The 14706-nt window shown below is 60.7% G+C and carries 17 protein-coding genes; 11 read left to right on the top strand and 6 right to left on the bottom strand.

Going from position 1 to position 14706, the window contains the following annotated elements; translation table 11 throughout:
- Nucleotides 1-97: 97 nt before the first annotated feature.
- Nucleotides 98-1660, top strand: a complete 1563-nt coding sequence (gene guaA, locus HGP12_RS23965; RefSeq protein WP_168841303.1) for a glutamine-hydrolyzing GMP synthase — start codon at nt 98-100, stop codon at nt 1658-1660.
- Nucleotides 1661-2233: 573 nt separating this feature from the next.
- Here guaA and HGP12_RS23970 read toward each other — a convergent pair.
- Nucleotides 2234-2881 (bottom strand): TetR/AcrR family transcriptional regulator, encoded by a 648-nt coding sequence (locus HGP12_RS23970; RefSeq protein WP_168841304.1) that lies wholly within the window; start codon nt 2879-2881, stop codon nt 2234-2236.
- 120 nt (nt 2882-3001) lie between these two features.
- Here HGP12_RS23970 and HGP12_RS23975 point away from each other — a divergent pair, with 120 nt between their 5' ends.
- Nucleotides 3002-3895: an NAD(P)/FAD-dependent oxidoreductase gene (locus HGP12_RS23975; RefSeq protein WP_168841442.1), complete on the top strand. Its 894-nt coding sequence runs from the start codon at nt 3002-3004 to the stop codon at nt 3893-3895.
- 451 nt (nt 3896-4346) lie between these two features.
- Here the strand turns inward: HGP12_RS23975 and HGP12_RS23980 are convergent, their stop codons facing one another.
- Nucleotides 4347-4946 carry an NADPH-dependent F420 reductase gene (locus tag HGP12_RS23980; RefSeq protein ID WP_168841305.1) on the bottom strand — a complete coding sequence of 200 codons (600 nt, stop codon included), beginning with the start codon at nt 4944-4946 and terminating at the stop codon, nt 4347-4349.
- Between the two features lie 205 nt (nt 4947-5151).
- On the bottom strand, nt 5152-5886 hold the full coding sequence (locus tag HGP12_RS23985) for an SDR family NAD(P)-dependent oxidoreductase (protein WP_168841306.1): 735 nt from the start codon (nt 5884-5886) through the stop codon (nt 5152-5154).
- Nucleotides 5887-6162: 276 nt separating this feature from the next.
- Between HGP12_RS23985 and HGP12_RS23990 the strand changes: the two genes are divergently transcribed.
- From HGP12_RS23990 to HGP12_RS24015, 6 genes are all read left to right on the top strand, one after another.
- The gene (locus tag HGP12_RS23990) at nt 6163-7059 is read left to right on the top strand and encodes a LysR family transcriptional regulator (protein WP_168841307.1); all 897 of its coding nucleotides are present in this window, start codon (nt 6163-6165) and stop codon (nt 7057-7059) included.
- Between the two features lie 253 nt (nt 7060-7312).
- Nucleotides 7313-8245, top strand: a complete 933-nt coding sequence (locus HGP12_RS23995) for an alpha/beta hydrolase (protein ID WP_168841443.1) — start codon at nt 7313-7315, stop codon at nt 8243-8245.
- Complete coding sequence (locus tag HGP12_RS24000) at nt 8242-8625, top strand: hypothetical protein (protein ID WP_168841308.1); 384 nt, start codon at nt 8242-8244, stop codon at nt 8623-8625. Before HGP12_RS23995 ends, HGP12_RS24000 begins: the two co-directional genes overlap by 4 nt.
- A gap of 5 nt (nt 8626-8630) precedes the next feature.
- Nucleotides 8631-9521: an RNA polymerase sigma factor gene (locus tag HGP12_RS24005; RefSeq protein ID WP_246703518.1), complete on the top strand. Its 891-nt coding sequence runs from the start codon at nt 8631-8633 to the stop codon at nt 9519-9521.
- Between the two features lie 265 nt (nt 9522-9786).
- Nucleotides 9787-10113 (top strand): DUF2568 domain-containing protein, encoded by a 327-nt coding sequence (locus tag HGP12_RS24010; protein ID WP_168841310.1) that lies wholly within the window; start codon nt 9787-9789, stop codon nt 10111-10113.
- 337 nt (nt 10114-10450) lie between these two features.
- A complete protein-coding gene (locus tag HGP12_RS24015; RefSeq protein ID WP_312862928.1) occupies nt 10451-10711 on the top strand; it encodes a dihydrofolate reductase family protein in 261 nt (86 codons plus the stop codon).
- Between the two features lie 69 nt (nt 10712-10780).
- Here HGP12_RS24015 and HGP12_RS24020 read toward each other — a convergent pair whose 3' ends face one another.
- Entirely contained in the window at nt 10781-11221 is a 441-nt protein-coding gene (locus HGP12_RS24020) for a hypothetical protein (RefSeq protein WP_168841311.1), read from the bottom strand.
- Nucleotides 11222-11453: 232 nt separating this feature from the next.
- A complete protein-coding gene (locus HGP12_RS24025) occupies nt 11454-12365 on the bottom strand; it encodes a LysR family transcriptional regulator (protein WP_168841312.1) in 912 nt (303 codons plus the stop codon).
- Between the two features lie 138 nt (nt 12366-12503).
- Between HGP12_RS24025 and HGP12_RS24030 the strand changes: the two genes are divergently transcribed.
- From HGP12_RS24030 to HGP12_RS24040, 3 genes are all read left to right on the top strand, one after another.
- Complete coding sequence (locus tag HGP12_RS24030) at nt 12504-12845, top strand: hypothetical protein (protein WP_205926603.1); 342 nt, start codon at nt 12504-12506, stop codon at nt 12843-12845.
- Nucleotides 12846-12893: 48 nt separating this feature from the next.
- Entirely contained in the window at nt 12894-13397 is a 504-nt protein-coding gene (locus tag HGP12_RS24035) for a hypothetical protein (RefSeq protein ID WP_168841313.1), read from the top strand.
- A gap of 137 nt (nt 13398-13534) precedes the next feature.
- Nucleotides 13535-14086, top strand: coding sequence for a GNAT family N-acetyltransferase (locus tag HGP12_RS24040; RefSeq protein ID WP_168841314.1), 552 nt, complete (start codon nt 13535-13537; stop codon nt 14084-14086).
- Between the two features lie 36 nt (nt 14087-14122).
- On the opposite strand, the gene HGP12_RS24045 is transcribed toward HGP12_RS24040, so the two are convergent.
- Complete coding sequence (locus HGP12_RS24045; protein ID WP_168841315.1) at nt 14123-14686, bottom strand: methylated-DNA--[protein]-cysteine S-methyltransferase; 564 nt, start codon at nt 14684-14686, stop codon at nt 14123-14125.
- Nucleotides 14687-14706: the final 20 nt, after the last annotated feature.

Genomic DNA, 14706 nt, shown 5'->3' on the forward strand with positions numbered 1-14706 from the left:
GGAAACGACAGGAATCGAGGACAATCGGGACAATAAAATCGGCTCTTGCGTGATTTGCCCGATTGCCAGGGAAAGCGCTTTTCATTAAAGGCTCGCCATGACCCAGACAGCACATCCAGACACCGTTCTCATCGTCGATTTTGGCAGCCAGGTGACGCAGCTTATCGCACGCCGCGTGCGCGAAGCGGGCGTCTACTGCGAAATCGTTCCCTTCCAATCCGCCGAAGCCGGCTTCAAGCGGCTGCAGCCGAAGGCCGTGATCCTCTCCGGCAGCCCGGCCTCGACCGTGGATGGAGGCTCGCCCCGGGCGCCGCAGATCGTCTTCGACAGCGGCATCCCGGTCTTCGGCATCTGCTACGGCCAGCAGACCATGTGCATGCAGCTCGGCGGCAAGGTCGAAAGCGGACATCACCGCGAATTCGGCCGCGCCTTCCTGGAAGTTGACAAGGATTGCGCCCTCTTCGAAGGCCTGTGGTCGAACGGTTCGCGCCATCAGGTGTGGATGAGCCATGGCGATCGCGTGACCGCGCTGCCCGAGGGCTTCGAAGTGGTTGCCACCTCCTCGAACGCGCCTTACGCCTTCATCGCCGACGAGAAGCGCAAATATTACGGCGTGCAGTTCCATCCGGAAGTGGTGCATACGCCCGACGGCGCCAAGCTGATCGGCAACTTCATTCACAACATCGCCGGCATCAAGGGCGACTGGTCGATGTCGGCCTATCGCGCCAAGGCGGTTCAGGCGATCCGCGATCAGGTGGGCGACAAGCGCGTCATCTGCGCACTCTCCGGCGGCGTCGATTCCTCGGTTGCCGCGCTGCTGATCCACGAAGCCGTCGGCGACCAGCTGACCTGCATCCTCGTCGACCACGGCCTGATGCGCAAGGACGAGGCGGCGGGTGTCGTTGCCATGTTCCGCGAGCACTACAATCTGCATCTCCTGCATGTCGATGCCTCCGACCGCTTCATCGGCGAGCTGGAGGGTGTTTCCGACCCCGAAACCAAGCGCAAGATCATCGGCCGCCTCTTCATCGAGACCTTCGAAGAGGAAGCCAAGAAGCTCGGCGGCGCCGATTTCCTCGGCCAGGGGACGCTCTATCCCGACGTTATCGAGAGCGTTTCCTTCACGGGCGGTCCCTCGGTCACCATCAAATCGCACCACAATGTCGGCGGCTTGCCGGAGCGCATGAAGATGCAGCTCGTCGAGCCGCTGCGCGAACTGTTCAAGGACGAAGTGCGCGCGCTCGGCAAGGAGCTCGGCCTGCCCGACAGCTTCATCGGCCGCCACCCCTTCCCCGGTCCGGGCCTTGCCATTCGCTGCCCCGGCGGCATCACCCGCGAGAAGTTGGAGATCCTGCGCGAGGCAGACGCCATCTATCTTGACGAAATTCGTAAGGCTGGCCTCTACGACGCCATCTGGCAGGCATTCGCCGTGCTTCTGCCGGTCCAGACCGTCGGCGTTATGGGCGACGGCCGCACCTACGAATTCGTCTGTGCACTGCGCGCCGTGACTTCCGTCGACGGCATGACGGCCGATTTCTATCACTACGACATGGAATTCCTCGGCCGCGCCGCGACCCGCATCATCAACGAAGTCCGCGGCATCAACCGCGTGGTCTACGACGTGACATCGAAGCCGCCCGGCACGATTGAGTGGGAGTAATTCAGGGCACATTATCAATGAGATTGATAAATCTATCAAGTCATTGAAATCGTTAAGCTTAGCGGAGCACCTGGCGCGGCTCGCAGCTTGTAGCAGATCATTCTGACGGTACTTTTGACGGTGTTTTCGTATCCGACAGAGCATTCTAAAAAGTACCGTCATTCGTTTTTAGGGTTTGACGGTACTTTTTTTGCGTGTCAACGCTTTGAAATATATAACGAAAATTCGCCGTGGCATGACATTTCCGCGCTGACGGTACTTTAGTTATCGACATACATAGTTTCAGCTTTGGCTGCGGTACCGATCGATGTTCCGGACCTGATCACATATCGTCGGATGGCACCGTCGCATCACCTATCAAATGTTGTCCCGACTGCTGCCGAATCTGCGATGGGGAGAAGCGTCGACCTCATCCAGGCGGGAGCTTGGACCGCGGTAGATGCGAGCGTCTTTTTATCGTTGAGAGAAAGATGAGGTGCCGCGATCTGTGCAAGCTCGGCAGCGCGCGCCGGCCCAATATGGCGACGCGCCTGGACGACGGTCCCGGCCAAGCTGCCTGGAGCAATCAAATGCCTATCCGCCCGCGTGGTCGCTGCCACCGTGCGCGGCGATGAACATGGCGACGGCCGACCGGCAGTAGGATTCGATTTCGTTGTCGTCCTCTGCTCTCGCCTCATCGAAGCGTGCGATAATCAGGAGATCGGAGCCTTTAAAAAGCGCGGCAAACAAGCGGGCAGACCGGAGAGGATCGGGCACGTTCAGAACCGCCTTCGCGTGCAACTGACGCAACAGGGCCTCGATTTGGGCTATGATATGGGCGGGGCCGGCTTCGTAATGGAGCTTGCTCAGCGACTTTTGACTCGTGACGTCGGCCATGACCATGGCTTCGACATTGCGGACGTCCGGGCGCAACAGCGTGCGAAGCAGTGATGATCCCACTGCCATGAGCTGACCTTCTGCCGAACCGTCGACACCTTCAAAAAGGGCCTGTGGTATTAACTGATGGCAGCGGGCCGCAAACGCCGCGCCAAACAGGGCCTCCTTGTTCTCGAAGTGCCGATAAATGCTGAGCTTGGATATCTTCGCTCGCTGGGCGACCTTGTCCAATGTTGTTGCTTGGAAACCCAGTTCCGCAAAGAGTTCGCCCGCGGCGTCGACTATGGTTTGGCCAAGCGCCTCGTTGGCGGGCCGGCCGCGCCGGCCCTGGCTATTTTCGGTCACGACAATTCCAGTCCTTGACAGTATCGTTATTCTTGAATTACGATACCATATAGTATCCAAAATGCGCAAGCCAATGGGTGGGTTTTAACCATGTCCTCTAAATCAAGTTTCCCCATCCACATGGATGACGTCATCATCATCGGCGGCAGCTTTGCCGGCCTCGCAGCCGCTCTGCAGCTCGGCCGTGCCCGCCGCAAGGTCACCGTTCTCGATACCGGCCTGCCGCGCAATCGCTTCGCCGGCCACTCGCATGGCCTGCTTGGCCACGATCACAAGCCACCGCTGGACATCCTGGCAGAGGCGCGGCAGCAGCTGGCGCGTTATCCCACGATCAGGCTGGTCAGTGCCCGGGCCGACAGCGTCTCCGGCGCCATCGACGATTTCTCCGTCCTCACTGGCGATGGCAAAAGCCTTAAGGCGCGCCGCCTGATCCTGAGCTATGGCGTCGCCGACCAGATGCCCGACGTGACGGGCTTTGCCGAAGGCTGGGGCACGTCCATCGTGCCCTGTCCCTATTGCGACGGCTTTGAAGTCGCTGGCCAGCATTGGGGCCTCGTCTGGTCCGGCCCGCAGTCGCACAATCAGGTCAGGCTGTTCCACGATTGGACCGACAGGTTGACGGTCTTTGCCGATGGTCACGACATCCCGCCCGATATCCGGGCCGATGTGGCGCGCCGCAACATACCTGTCGTCGATGGCCGGATCACCGAGATCGCCCGTCATGGGGGCCATAATGCCACCGTCAAGCTCAATACCGGCCCCGATGTCACTGTCGACATCCTGTTCGCGCATCCGCGCAACAAGCCGTCCGCAAGCCTGCATGAATCACTGGGCCTCGCCACGGTCGATACACCCCTTGGCATTGCTCTCAAGGCGGACGAGCGCCGCGAAACCAGCATGCCCGGCATCTACGCCGCCGGCGACCTCGCCAACCCCCTCATGCCCTCGGTCACCACGGCATCATGGCAAGGCGCTATTGCGGGCATCTCCGCCCAGCAGTCGATGCTAGTTTGAGAACACAGATTCCCTTCTCCGGTTGCCGCGGGCTATCATATTCTGAGGGTTGCGGGCCAGTGCCACGGAACGCAGGCCCCCTCTCCCCTGAGGGGCGTCTTTGGCCGGTCAGCGGCTCCGGAAAGGCGATCAACTTCGATAGATGCCGAAACCGCACAAAAAGTTTTCGTGCTATTTTTCCCTTTGAAATCAAAACTGTAACGTTTTGACGGTCCATGGGTCGGCTTTTTGCGCGGCAACGAATAAAAAAACTAGGCTATATCAATGGTCTAACTAGATTTAGGACAATCGAGTGGGAATGACGAGGCGTACCGTGGAGTAGTAGCGGATAGCAGAAGACACCCGGGCGAATCCCAGGCCATCGATAGCAACCGATAGGTTCTAGCGACCTGGGGATCTGGGCTCCGCCGAGTGTCTTGCCGCTCTACGAACAGCGCCTATACGCCTTCGATTACTGCTCCTTCTTGAACAGATCCTGGAAGATGAGCTGGCCCCAAGTGCGGCCGCGCGCGTGCACCAGCGCGCCACCCTCATTGAGCTTTCCCAGCTCGACCGGTGCGAACCCGAGTTGTTTGGCTAATGCCGCCACGGGAGCGGTCGCGTACTCGTCGTCGCTCGACAGAAAGACGACCCGGTGACCGCTCTCGACGATCGGATCGGCAGCCAGGGTGGCCGCAATCAGATGGTTGAACCCTTTCACGAGCTTGGCGCCGGTGAACGCCTTCGCGGCGAAGGCGGAGGACGGGAGGCCGTCCAGCTCCTCAGGCACCGGAAACGCGTTCGTCGCGTCGATGACTGTCTTGCCTTTCCAGCTCGGCAGCGCCTTCGCAACCTCGCGATGCTCCCCGAACGGGACCGCCAGGATGATTGTGTCGGCCTCGAGTGCATCCCGCAGCGACTTGGCGACGACCGTGGGTCCAATCGCCCGAGCCTGCGGCGCTAGCGCCTCGGGCGGTCGGCGGCTCGCGACGGCCACTTCGATGTTTTTACGGGCGAAGGCGTGGGCGAGGGCCTGGCCTATCTTGCCGAATCCTACAATTGCATAGATCATAATACTTCTCCAATCCGTGCAGATATTGATTCCCCGGCCTTCAACGGCGCTGGGTTATCCGTTCCGCTGTGTGGCGACCTTTGCGTGGACGTCCTGCCGTGAACGACTTCCGCGAGCCGGGCGGACCGTTCAGCACGGAAGTCGTTTCACCACGGACACTCTGGTTGCCGCCGGTCAGCCGCTTCCCGCGATCCGGCGCGATTTTTCAGATAGCCGAGAAGCCGCCGTCGACAGACAACTCCACCCCATTCACGAAGCTCGAATCGTCTGAAGCAAGAAACAGTGCGACCGCCGCAATTTCCTCAGGACGACCCATCTTTCCCCGCGGGATCAGGGATTCGAACATCCGCTTCGCCTCCTCGGTGAGGACTTGGTCCTGCATCGGCGTGGCGATAGGCCCGGGGTGCAGCACGTTCACCCGGATATTCCTGCCCTTCAGCTCGTTGAGCCATCCGCGTGCGAATGCGTGCAACGCCGCCTTGCTCGCCGCATATACGCTGTAACCAGGAAAACCTTTCACCGAAGCAACTGATCCGGTCATGAAGATCGATCCGCCATCTTTGAACAGCGGCAACGCCTTTTGCACCGTGAACAGCGTGCCGCGCGTATTCAGGCCGAAGGTCGCGTCGAAATACTGCTCGGTAATCTCGCCCAGTGGGACGGCTTCGCCCGTGCCGGCGCTTGCATATAGGACGTCGATCTTGCCCTTTTCCCGCTTGACCGTATCGAACAGACGGTCGAGGTCGTCGAGATTGGCCGCGTCGCCGCGCACGCCGGTCACGTTCCGGCCGATCAGCTTAACGGCCTCGTCCAGCGCCTCCTGTCTCCGGCCCGTGATGAAAACATAGGCGCCTTCTTCAACGAACCGCTTGGCGCTCGCGAGCGCCATACCGCTCGATCCACCCGTAATGACTGCAACTTTACCGTCTAGCTTTCCCATGACTTCTCCTTCCAGGCTCCGCCTTTGGTCGTTCGGGGATGTCCCCGAGACCCTCGAAATGGGTCCGCCGGCATCAGTTGTTCAGTGCGAAAGCGCGCACATGGGTGGTGCAAAATCCATCCGGCTGGACGACTGACGCCGGCCGTGACGATCGGTGTTCGCTGTTGGGAATTGGGGCCACGCTTGTCGACATAAGCTATGAAGACTGCCTGTACTGCTGTACGATGCGTTAGATGCCGGCTTTGGAAAGCGCACCGTGTGGTGCCGGATTGCACCATGATCGACTGGGATGACATTCGCTACTTTCTTGCCGTGGCGCGCGGAGGCTCAGTGCGGGCTGCCGCCGAGCGCCTCGGAGTGAACCACTCGACCGTGCTGCGACGCATCGCACAGCTCGAGGACCGCCTCGGGGCGCAGATGTTCGAAAAGCTGCCTTCGGGCTACCGCCTGACAGCCGCGGGCGAGGAGGTCCTTGAGCTCGCGAACCAAATGGAAGCGTCGTCGCACCAGCTGGAGGCGCGCGTCTTCGGGCGCGACCAGAGCGTGCGCGGGCTTCTGCGGGTGACATTGACACCGATCCTCGCGACACACTTGCTCATGCCGGACTTCGCCGATTTCGCGCGTCTGCATCCGGATATCGAGATGGAAATCCTATCGTCCGGGGAGCTGGCAAATCTGACCAACCGAGAAGCCGACGTCGCGATCCGCGTCGTCTACGACCGCAAAACCCTGCCGCTCAATCTTCACGGCTTGAAGGGACCGGAGCTGTTCGGCGGCGTCTACATGTCTCGCGATCGACTGGCCGCATGGCGTGCGGGCGCGTCTGATCCCATCCGGTGGATCGTGATAAGCATGCATGGCATTCCGGATTGGGCCAGCGAGGGTGAGATTCGTACCACGGGGGTTCCCTTCAGGGTCACGGACGCCGCGGCAGAGATCGCGGCTGTACGGCAAGGGCTCGGGATCACGACACTGCCGTGCTTCGTCGGAGATGCCGACCCCCTACTGGTGAGGGTGCCGGGCACCGACCTGCACATGTACGGAACGCTCTGGCTTCTCACACAGGGGGAGACACGCAAGACGAAGCGCGTCCGGCTCTTCACGGAGTTCGTATCCCGCAGGCTCGCCGCGTACGCTCCGCTTCTCGCGGGGCTGTCCATATCGCGCGACTGACGCCCGGCAGGTCGCCGGCGACGCCTGCCGCAATCCGGTCGGAAGCCGCGCTGCGATCGCTTGAAGCGGCGATGTTCAGTCCGCGAATCCGCGCAGGCCAGCCTTCCAGGCTTGCACCCAAGCTCGGGGTACCCGCCATCGTTGAGGCGTCGCATCCGCCGGCGGCGTATCCTTTTGCTGGACCCGTCCGTCTTAGCTGTTCATGGGCGGTCGTTCCTCGGTATCGCCCCCCTCAACGAATTGGAGCGTGGCAATGAACAGCAAACAGAGCTCAGCGAACAAGATACACTACGAAACGCTTGCGGAGGCTTGGGGCAGCGGTCGAGAATTGCCGCCGGAAGTCTCCGAGTGGTCTGTTTTGACGGCAGAACCGGGCGGCGTCGATTACGTCGAAACGAATCTCGGCGACAAAACCGCGCTGTGGATTCAGCCAAAACTGGCGGCCAAAGACCGGGTCATGCTTTACCTGCATGGCGGCGGCTATGTTGGCGGATCGATCTGGACCCATCGCAAGATGGTCGCTCACCTCGCCAAGGCGATTGGCTGTCACGCTTTGCTCGCCACTTACGACTACTCGTTTCAGAGCAAGTTTCCGCGTCAAATCGAGCAGGCCGTGGCCGCGTTCGAGTGGCTGGCCGAGCAGGGTATCGAACCGAAGCACACTATAGGTGCAGGCGATTCCGCCGGCGCAGGCCTGATCATTGCGGCCGCTATGAAACTGCGTGATGCGGGACGTCCGCTGCCGGCCGCGATCCTCAGTATCTCTGGCTGGCATGATCTGTCGGCGAGCGGGCTCTCTTACGAAGCTAACCGCAAGAAGGATGCCTTCTTCCAGAAGGCGACCGTGGATATGCTGGCATCGCAAGTGCTCGCAGGGACCGATGCCCGACATCCATTCGTCAGCCCAATCTTTGCCGATCTCGAGGGCCTGCCGCCGATCTATTTGCAAGCGGGCGAAGACGAAAGCCTTCTCGACGACAGCCGGGCGCTCGCCGGCCGTGCGAAGGCCGCCGGTGTCGAGGTGCGCTTGGATGTATTTCCGGGGATGCTGCACTCGTTCCAGATGATGGCCGGCCGCGCTCCCGAAGCCGACGACGCGATAGAGCGGTTTGCACAATGGGTTCGCCCCAAACTCGGCCTGACGGCAACCGCGGCAACACGCAGTGATAGTCAGGAGGTCGCATGACTCGCAAATTGAAAGTGACCAGCTTGGTCTCGCCTCCGGGGACGAAAGGTGGCAGATACGCAACTCGCCTCGGTGGCACGAAGAAGCTCATCGCCTCCCGGATGCTCAAGGCGATGGCGTGGAACGCGCCGTTGATAAAGGGCGGCCTGGCAGCCGAGCTCGCAAAGACCAAACAACCTCCGGGCGGCAACATCGCAAAGGACAGGATCTCCAGCCTCGATCCGACCCTGCACACCGCAGGCCCTGTCGATGAGTGCCGAATTTGGGCGATCCCCAAGATGGTCGGCGAGGGCAAGCACGTATTTGAAGACGTTGACCATGAGCTCGTCCGCCTTCATGGTCCTCACCCATCCTCAATGGCGCTAAGATGTGGCAGGTGAAGGACATGCCCGAACGACCGATCGGCCTATTCGACGCGCGGTATCGAGCCTTCCTGGAGACGGTATCGGACACCCGCGCTCAACTGCATCGCTACTGCGCCCGCATGACCGGCTCACGGCTCGACGGTGAGGATCTCATGCAGGAGACACTGTTCGAGGCCTACACGAAGATCGAGACCCTCGATGACGCCCACAGGCTGAAACCCTGGTTATTTCGCATCGCTCACAATCGCTGCATCGACTTTCTGAGGCGGCGCAATGCGCGCGAGCGCGCGGAGAGCGCCTATTCGGACGACATCGGCGTCGTTGCTGCGGAGCCCGCGACGACCGATGCACATCGCGCCATCGAACGGCTGGTCGGCCACCTGCCGCCCAAGGAACGCGCCTGCGTGCTCCTGAAGGATGTGTTCGACTATTCGCTGGAGGAGACTGCGGAACTCGTGGACTCGACGGTTGGCGGCGTCAAATCCGCGCTCTCCCGTGGACGGGCGAAGCTCGCCGGCTTGCCCGCAGAACCTACCGGCGAGCCGAACCATCCGCTTGATCCTGACACCGCGCAGCTCTTGCAGCGCTATGTTGACCTCTTCAATCGCCATGACTGGGATGGCGTGCGGGGCCTGACCAGCGCCGATGCTCGGTTGCGGGTCGCCGACTGTTTCGACGGCCTGCTTACGAACTCCATCTATTTCGCCGAATACGAGCGAAACCCAGAGAGGTGGACCATGGAGCTCGGGGCGATCGACGGAGAGCCTGTCCTCTTCGTGCTCTTCCAGAGAGGCGATCGGTGGGAAGTCGCGTGGCCGGTTCGCGTCCATGTCGCCGGCCGCGTCATCGACCGCATCGAAGACTATTATGCCTGCCCGTGGATCATTGGAGACGCCTCGGAATCCGATTGAAACTCATGACTGGGCCGGTCGTCCTGCAAGGAGCATGATGGAGGCAGCGAGGGAATCGCCGGGTGTCGAATATCGCGCTGCGAAGGAAGGGAGAACATGCGCCCATTGATCGAGTTTGCCGAAGCTTAGGGCAGAGAACGAATGACGAAGCCAGCTACCCGGGACTTAGGTGTTGCCACAAAGTGATCTGCGGGATCGCGGATATGATGATGCCATCTGCCACCCGGCAGACTATGAACAATCGTTTGACCGACATGGGGGAACAATGAAAGCGATCGCGCTTGGCATAAGGTTTGCCCTTGAACTTTGTATCCTTGCGTCACTTGCCGCATTGGCCGCGCATCTGGCAGTGCCATTGGTGGTGCAAGCACTGTTGGGAATAGTATTCTGCGCGGCGGGCGCCGTCGTCTGGGGTAGGTTCCTCTCCCCAAAGCGGAGATACGAAATCGGACCGGCCGGACGACTGATGCTTGAAGCCGGATTCTTTGCGGGCGCGGCCTTGATTCTGAACTATGTCGGCTGGCCGGCGTTGGCGATCGCGCTGATCGTCGTGGCTGCCGCCGATCGGATCGCTCTGGCGCTGCTTCCGTAAGCCAGAAATCTTGGGTTCCTCGCTCACCTCCCGCGTCCGCCGCTTGTGAGGGAGCCGATCAATGTCGGTCGAATGCTGCGATCTGAAAATAGTGTCGTCGTGTCACGGCACAGAACTCGTCGGCCCGTGATTTTCTCATAGTTGCGTCAAAACCAATTTCGCGCGCCATCCAGTCGATTCCGTGCACGACGCCGAGCGCCCTGCTCGCGACAGGGACCGGCAATCCTGAAGAGCGTGTACCCGACGGCAGCGCTTAATGAAGCCCGCGCCCATGCGGGGGAGCCCCCAATCTGCCGAGCGGCAACCCGGCGCAGACAGTTGGGCGGCAGCCTATGTGGTGAGCGGTGACCTGACGGAAGAAGTCGCGAAGTTGAAAGCCCAAGGGGGCGAGCCGATCATCGCCCATGGCGGGGTCAGCTTCGCCCGCAGCCCGATCGCTGAGAAGCTGGTCGACCGATTTGTGCTCGGCGTGGACCCCGTGGCGCTGGGCAAAGGCCTGCCGCTATTCTCGGAACTTGCCGCGCCGATGCCTCTCAAGCTGACAGACTCGAAGGCCTTCCCGGGCGGCGTGGTGGCGCAGATCTATCGGCCGGCATGAATCCCGGACGTGCCCGATCGCCAATTCAGCAAATCGGGCCCATCCGGGGAATGACCGCCGGAGTAGCCCTTACTTCACCCTGATGCTCATGCCGCTGATATCGGCATTGACCTGCAGGCCGACCTGCCGGCCTGTGAGCTCGAGCTGGGCGCCCTTGTCATTGGTCATGACGATCATCTGGGCGCCTTTGCCGACGGCGCCGCCGCCGCCCGCTGCACCGTAGACGCCGCTGACATCCTGGGCGCGGCGAATGTGGCGAACCGTACCACTGAAATAGGTCTTGGAGGCACCGAAGGCGAGGCCGCCGGAGATGCCGCCGATCGTGACGGGATAGCGTCGGCCGTGGAAGGTCAATGTGCCCTCGCCTCCGGAACCACCCACGAAAAAGGCCGCCTTGTAGACAGCAAAACGGATCGTGCCGCTATCGGCATGCGCGGCGCTGGCAAAGCCAATTCCCGCGGCGGCGATGGCGGCAACTGCGACTGAACGAAATCCGGACGAAATCTTCATGATGAGATACTCCTCAAGAGCGCCGCTTATCCCAGCCGGCCGGGTACGACGTTAGTGTCGTATCAAAGTTCAAGATAAACGATCTCGCACGACCTTTAGTTCCAAAGCAAGGTAATAACAAAGCGTTAGAACCTATCCAGATGATCGGGTGGGAATGCGGGCAACTGCGCTGCCTTCCATCCGGGAAGACACCGAATATTGCATGACGTCTTCCTTCTCGATACGCGCAGCCTTACGGTTTGCGGTGCTTGATGTGGTCGACGAAGGCTCGCAATTTCGGCATCATTTGATGGCGGCTGGGATAATAGAGAAACATGCCGGGGGCCATGGGTGCGAATGGCTCCAGAACACGCACGAGCTTGCCCTCTTTGATCAGGCGGGCGGCGATCGGCTCGGGCACCTGCGCGAGCCCCATATCCTCCGCGGCCGCACCAAGAATGGTGGGAAAATCGTGGGCGATCAGCGGGCCTGAGACGATCGCTTCGATCGACTTGTTGCTGTCAACAAAGGACCAAGGCGCAATCGACCCGTTTGAGCGGCGCATTCGCAAGCAGGCATGCTGACGCAGATCGTCGATACGCTCGGGTCTTCCCTGCCGGCGCAGATATTCGGGGTTGCCGACGACCACGAAGGGAAAGGGCGGGGTCAGCCGAACCGCAACCATGTCCGCGGCGATGAACTGGCCGAACCGGACGCCGGCATCAAACCCTTCGGCGGCAATATCGACCAGGTCCGCGCTTGCGGCGATCTCCACCTCGATCTCGGGATAGGCTTGGCAAAAAGATGCGATCAGCGGCTCCAGCAGGATCGGCACCACCGCCTGCGGCACCGTGAGGCGCAATAGTCCGGCGGGCCGCTGCCCAAGGTCGCGCGCGCCATGGCTTGCGGCGATGAGCTCCTCGAAAGCGGGCTTTGCACGCGCGTGAAATCGCTCGCCGGCCTCGCTCAGGCTGACGCTGCGTGTCGTGCGGATGAAAAGTGCCGCGCCGATACGCGCCTCAAGCGCCCGCACCGCCTGGCTGATTGCCGAAGGCGTTACCCCGAGCGCCGCAGCCGCTTTGCGAAAACTGCGGTGCTGGGCAACACTCAGAAAGGCCTCGACGCCATCGAGGGCCCCCTGCCTGACTGTGAAGTTCTGCTTCATAACTCGTCGACATTATCGAGAATAGTCGCTCGTGAAAAGCGGGCTTATGTTTGAGCTGTCAATCAGGACGTCGCCGAAACGAGACCGTAAAAACGATTTGTAGCGCCTTCCTGACCCACTCTCACAGGAGCTGCTTCCATGACCCATCCAACCCCTGCCCAGACACAGGCCATCTCACCCACAACCACCGGTGTAATGGCCATCCTTACTGTGAAGGCGGGCGTCACACGTGAACAAGTCATGACCGTCATGCCCGCTGAAATCCAGCAAACGGTGCTGCTCTATTTAAGTGGGAAGATTCGCGAATGGTATTCGCGGGGCGACGGGCGCGGAGCCATCTTCCTGCTGGATTGCAGGGATGTCGCAGAGGCGCAAGCAATCATGGAGGACCTGCCCTTAGCCAGGCAAGATCTCATGGACCACGAATACATCGCAATCGGCCCGCTTTGGCCGCTCCGCTTGCTCGCGGCTAACCCTTAAGCACCCGCAGATATCGAAACATATCCACAAACATAAGGGAATCCGAGTATGCCACCGGACTTCAATCTTCCATTCGTTCTCAGCGTCGCCGGCGCCTTTCTGACAAGTTCGGTGGTGGCTTACGTCTATGTTTGGCCAGCGGTTGGTACCATGCCGCGCTATGAGGCGCTGAGACTTCTCGCGGCTTTCCATGCGTTCAGGTTTTTGGGGATGAACTTTCTGGTATCCGGATTCGTATCGCCGGAGTTGAGTTCGGATTTCGCCAATCAAGTTGGATGGGGCGACCTCATCGCAGCCGTTCTTGCGCTTGTTTCAATGGCCGCACTTTCCTGGCGGTGGCCGATCGCCGTTCCAATTGTCTGGATATTCAATATCTGGGGAACCATGGATCTTCTGAACGCCTATTACTTGGGCATAACGAGAATCGGAAATCCCGGCCTCTTTGGCGCCGCCATTTATATACCCGCGCTTTACGTGCCATTGCTGCTCGTCAACCATGGTCTCGCCTTCACAATTCTATGGCGGAAGAAAACATTGGAACAAGCGGCATGACGCGACGGGAGGGCCGCGATCCGGTCACTACGCTTTGTGGGATTTCGGGTATGAATAAAATTAAACCCAAAGGCGCAAGGTCCTCGCCGGACGCCTGCAGCAGATTTCCCGACGCCAGACCCAAAGAGTGACCCTGAATGAAACCCACGCTCTCCCCGCCGCGATTGGAAACGGAACGGCTCATTCTTACGGGGCATACGGTCGATGACTTCGAACCGCTTGCCGGCATGTGGAGCGATCCTCTCGTCGTGAAGCATATTTTCGGCAATGTCGTATCCACTTCCAGGGAGTCATGGATGCGGATGCTGCACTATCATGGCCTGTGGCCACTGCTGGGACATGGCTATTGGGCAATCCGCGAGAAATCGTCGGGCCGATATGCCGGCGATCTCGGTTTTGCCGATTTTCATCGGGTGATGGAGCCGCCGATCAAGGGTATTCCCGAGGCCGGCTGGGCATTGTCGGCGTGGGCGCACGGCAAGGGCTTTGCCACGGAGGCGCTCGCCGCCGCCCTTGCCTGGCTCGACGAGCAGCCGCGATTTGATCGCAGCGTCTGTCTGATCTCGCCCGATAACAGGGCCTCGATCCGTGTCGCCGAAAAGGCTGGCTATCACGATCCCAAGCCGATCCGCTTGAACGAAAAGAATACGCTGCTGTTTTCCCGCGCCCGCCGGGCATCGGAAGAATAGAGCGAACAGGTGAAACCTTTCGTCCGGCTCGGTCGCTTAAAACCCGAGCGACTGCTGCACCGGCTTTGGTGGCGCGAGCTGAACGCCTTCCAGCTCCAGCATGCGCGCCTTGGCATTCGAACCGCCAGGCGCCGAAAAACCGCCGATCTTGCCGCCGGCCGCCAGAACGCGGTGGCAGGGGATGATCAGCGCCACCGGGTTCTTGGCCATGGCCTGGCCGACATCGCGCGCGGCCTCCGGCCCCGCGCCAAGCTGCTTGGCGAGCGTTCCGTAAGTGGTGGTATGACCCCAACCGACCTGCCGGGCAGCGTCATAGATCTGCCTGAAAAACGCATCCTGTTCGCCGAGGTCGAGCGTGACGCCCGAAAAGTCGATCTCCTCGCCCGCGAAATAACGCTTCACCTTGGCGACCGCCTCCGCAACCTCCGGCGTCGGCGTGCCGGGCTGCGCATTCGACAGGCGACGCAACAGCAGGCGTTCGGTGGCTGCAGCATCCTTCGTCGGTAATTGAAAGCGCAGGACGCCGACATCGCTCCACGCGATACCGCAAAAGCCGCCGGCGGTTTCGAAGATCAGATAGTTCTGCGTTCTCTCATTCATGACGCAAGCTCCTGTGTTTC

Origin of the sequence: Rhizobium sp. P28RR-XV, from assembly GCF_012641385.1 — a bacterium.
In the GTDB taxonomy this organism is placed as follows: domain Bacteria; phylum Pseudomonadota; class Alphaproteobacteria; order Rhizobiales; family Rhizobiaceae; genus Rhizobium.

Excerpts from the sequence above, each read along its gene's own strand:
- HGP12_RS23990 (WP_168841307.1), top strand. The coding sequence starts at position 6,163 with ATGATCGACTGGGATGACATTCGCTACTTTCTTGCCGTGGCGCGCGGA.
- HGP12_RS23995 (WP_168841443.1), top strand. The coding sequence starts at position 7,313 with ATGAACAGCAAACAGAGCTCAGCGAACAAGATACACTACGAAACGCTT.
- HGP12_RS24045 (WP_168841315.1), bottom strand. The coding sequence starts at position 14,686 with ATGAATGAGAGAACGCAGAACTATCTGATCTTCGAAACCGCCGGCGGC.
- HGP12_RS24035 (WP_168841313.1), top strand. The coding sequence starts at position 12,894 with ATGCCACCGGACTTCAATCTTCCATTCGTTCTCAGCGTCGCCGGCGCC.
- HGP12_RS23975 (WP_168841442.1), top strand. The coding sequence starts at position 3,002 with ATGGATGACGTCATCATCATCGGCGGCAGCTTTGCCGGCCTCGCAGCC.
- guaA (WP_168841303.1), top strand. The coding sequence starts at position 98 with ATGACCCAGACAGCACATCCAGACACCGTTCTCATCGTCGATTTTGGC.
- HGP12_RS24010 (WP_168841310.1), top strand. The coding sequence starts at position 9,787 with ATGAAAGCGATCGCGCTTGGCATAAGGTTTGCCCTTGAACTTTGTATC.
- HGP12_RS23980 (WP_168841305.1), bottom strand. The coding sequence starts at position 4,946 with ATGATCTATGCAATTGTAGGATTCGGCAAGATAGGCCAGGCCCTCGCC.
- HGP12_RS24000 (WP_168841308.1), top strand. The coding sequence starts at position 8,242 with ATGACTCGCAAATTGAAAGTGACCAGCTTGGTCTCGCCTCCGGGGACG.
- HGP12_RS24040 (WP_168841314.1), top strand. The coding sequence starts at position 13,535 with ATGAAACCCACGCTCTCCCCGCCGCGATTGGAAACGGAACGGCTCATT.
- HGP12_RS24005 (WP_246703518.1), top strand. The coding sequence starts at position 8,631 with ATGCCCGAACGACCGATCGGCCTATTCGACGCGCGGTATCGAGCCTTC.
- HGP12_RS23985 (WP_168841306.1), bottom strand. The coding sequence starts at position 5,886 with ATGGGAAAGCTAGACGGTAAAGTTGCAGTCATTACGGGTGGATCGAGC.
- HGP12_RS24020 (WP_168841311.1), bottom strand. The coding sequence starts at position 11,221 with ATGAAGATTTCGTCCGGATTTCGTTCAGTCGCAGTTGCCGCCATCGCC.
- HGP12_RS24030 (WP_205926603.1), top strand. The coding sequence starts at position 12,504 with ATGACCCATCCAACCCCTGCCCAGACACAGGCCATCTCACCCACAACC.
- HGP12_RS24025 (WP_168841312.1), bottom strand. The coding sequence starts at position 12,365 with ATGAAGCAGAACTTCACAGTCAGGCAGGGGGCCCTCGATGGCGTCGAG.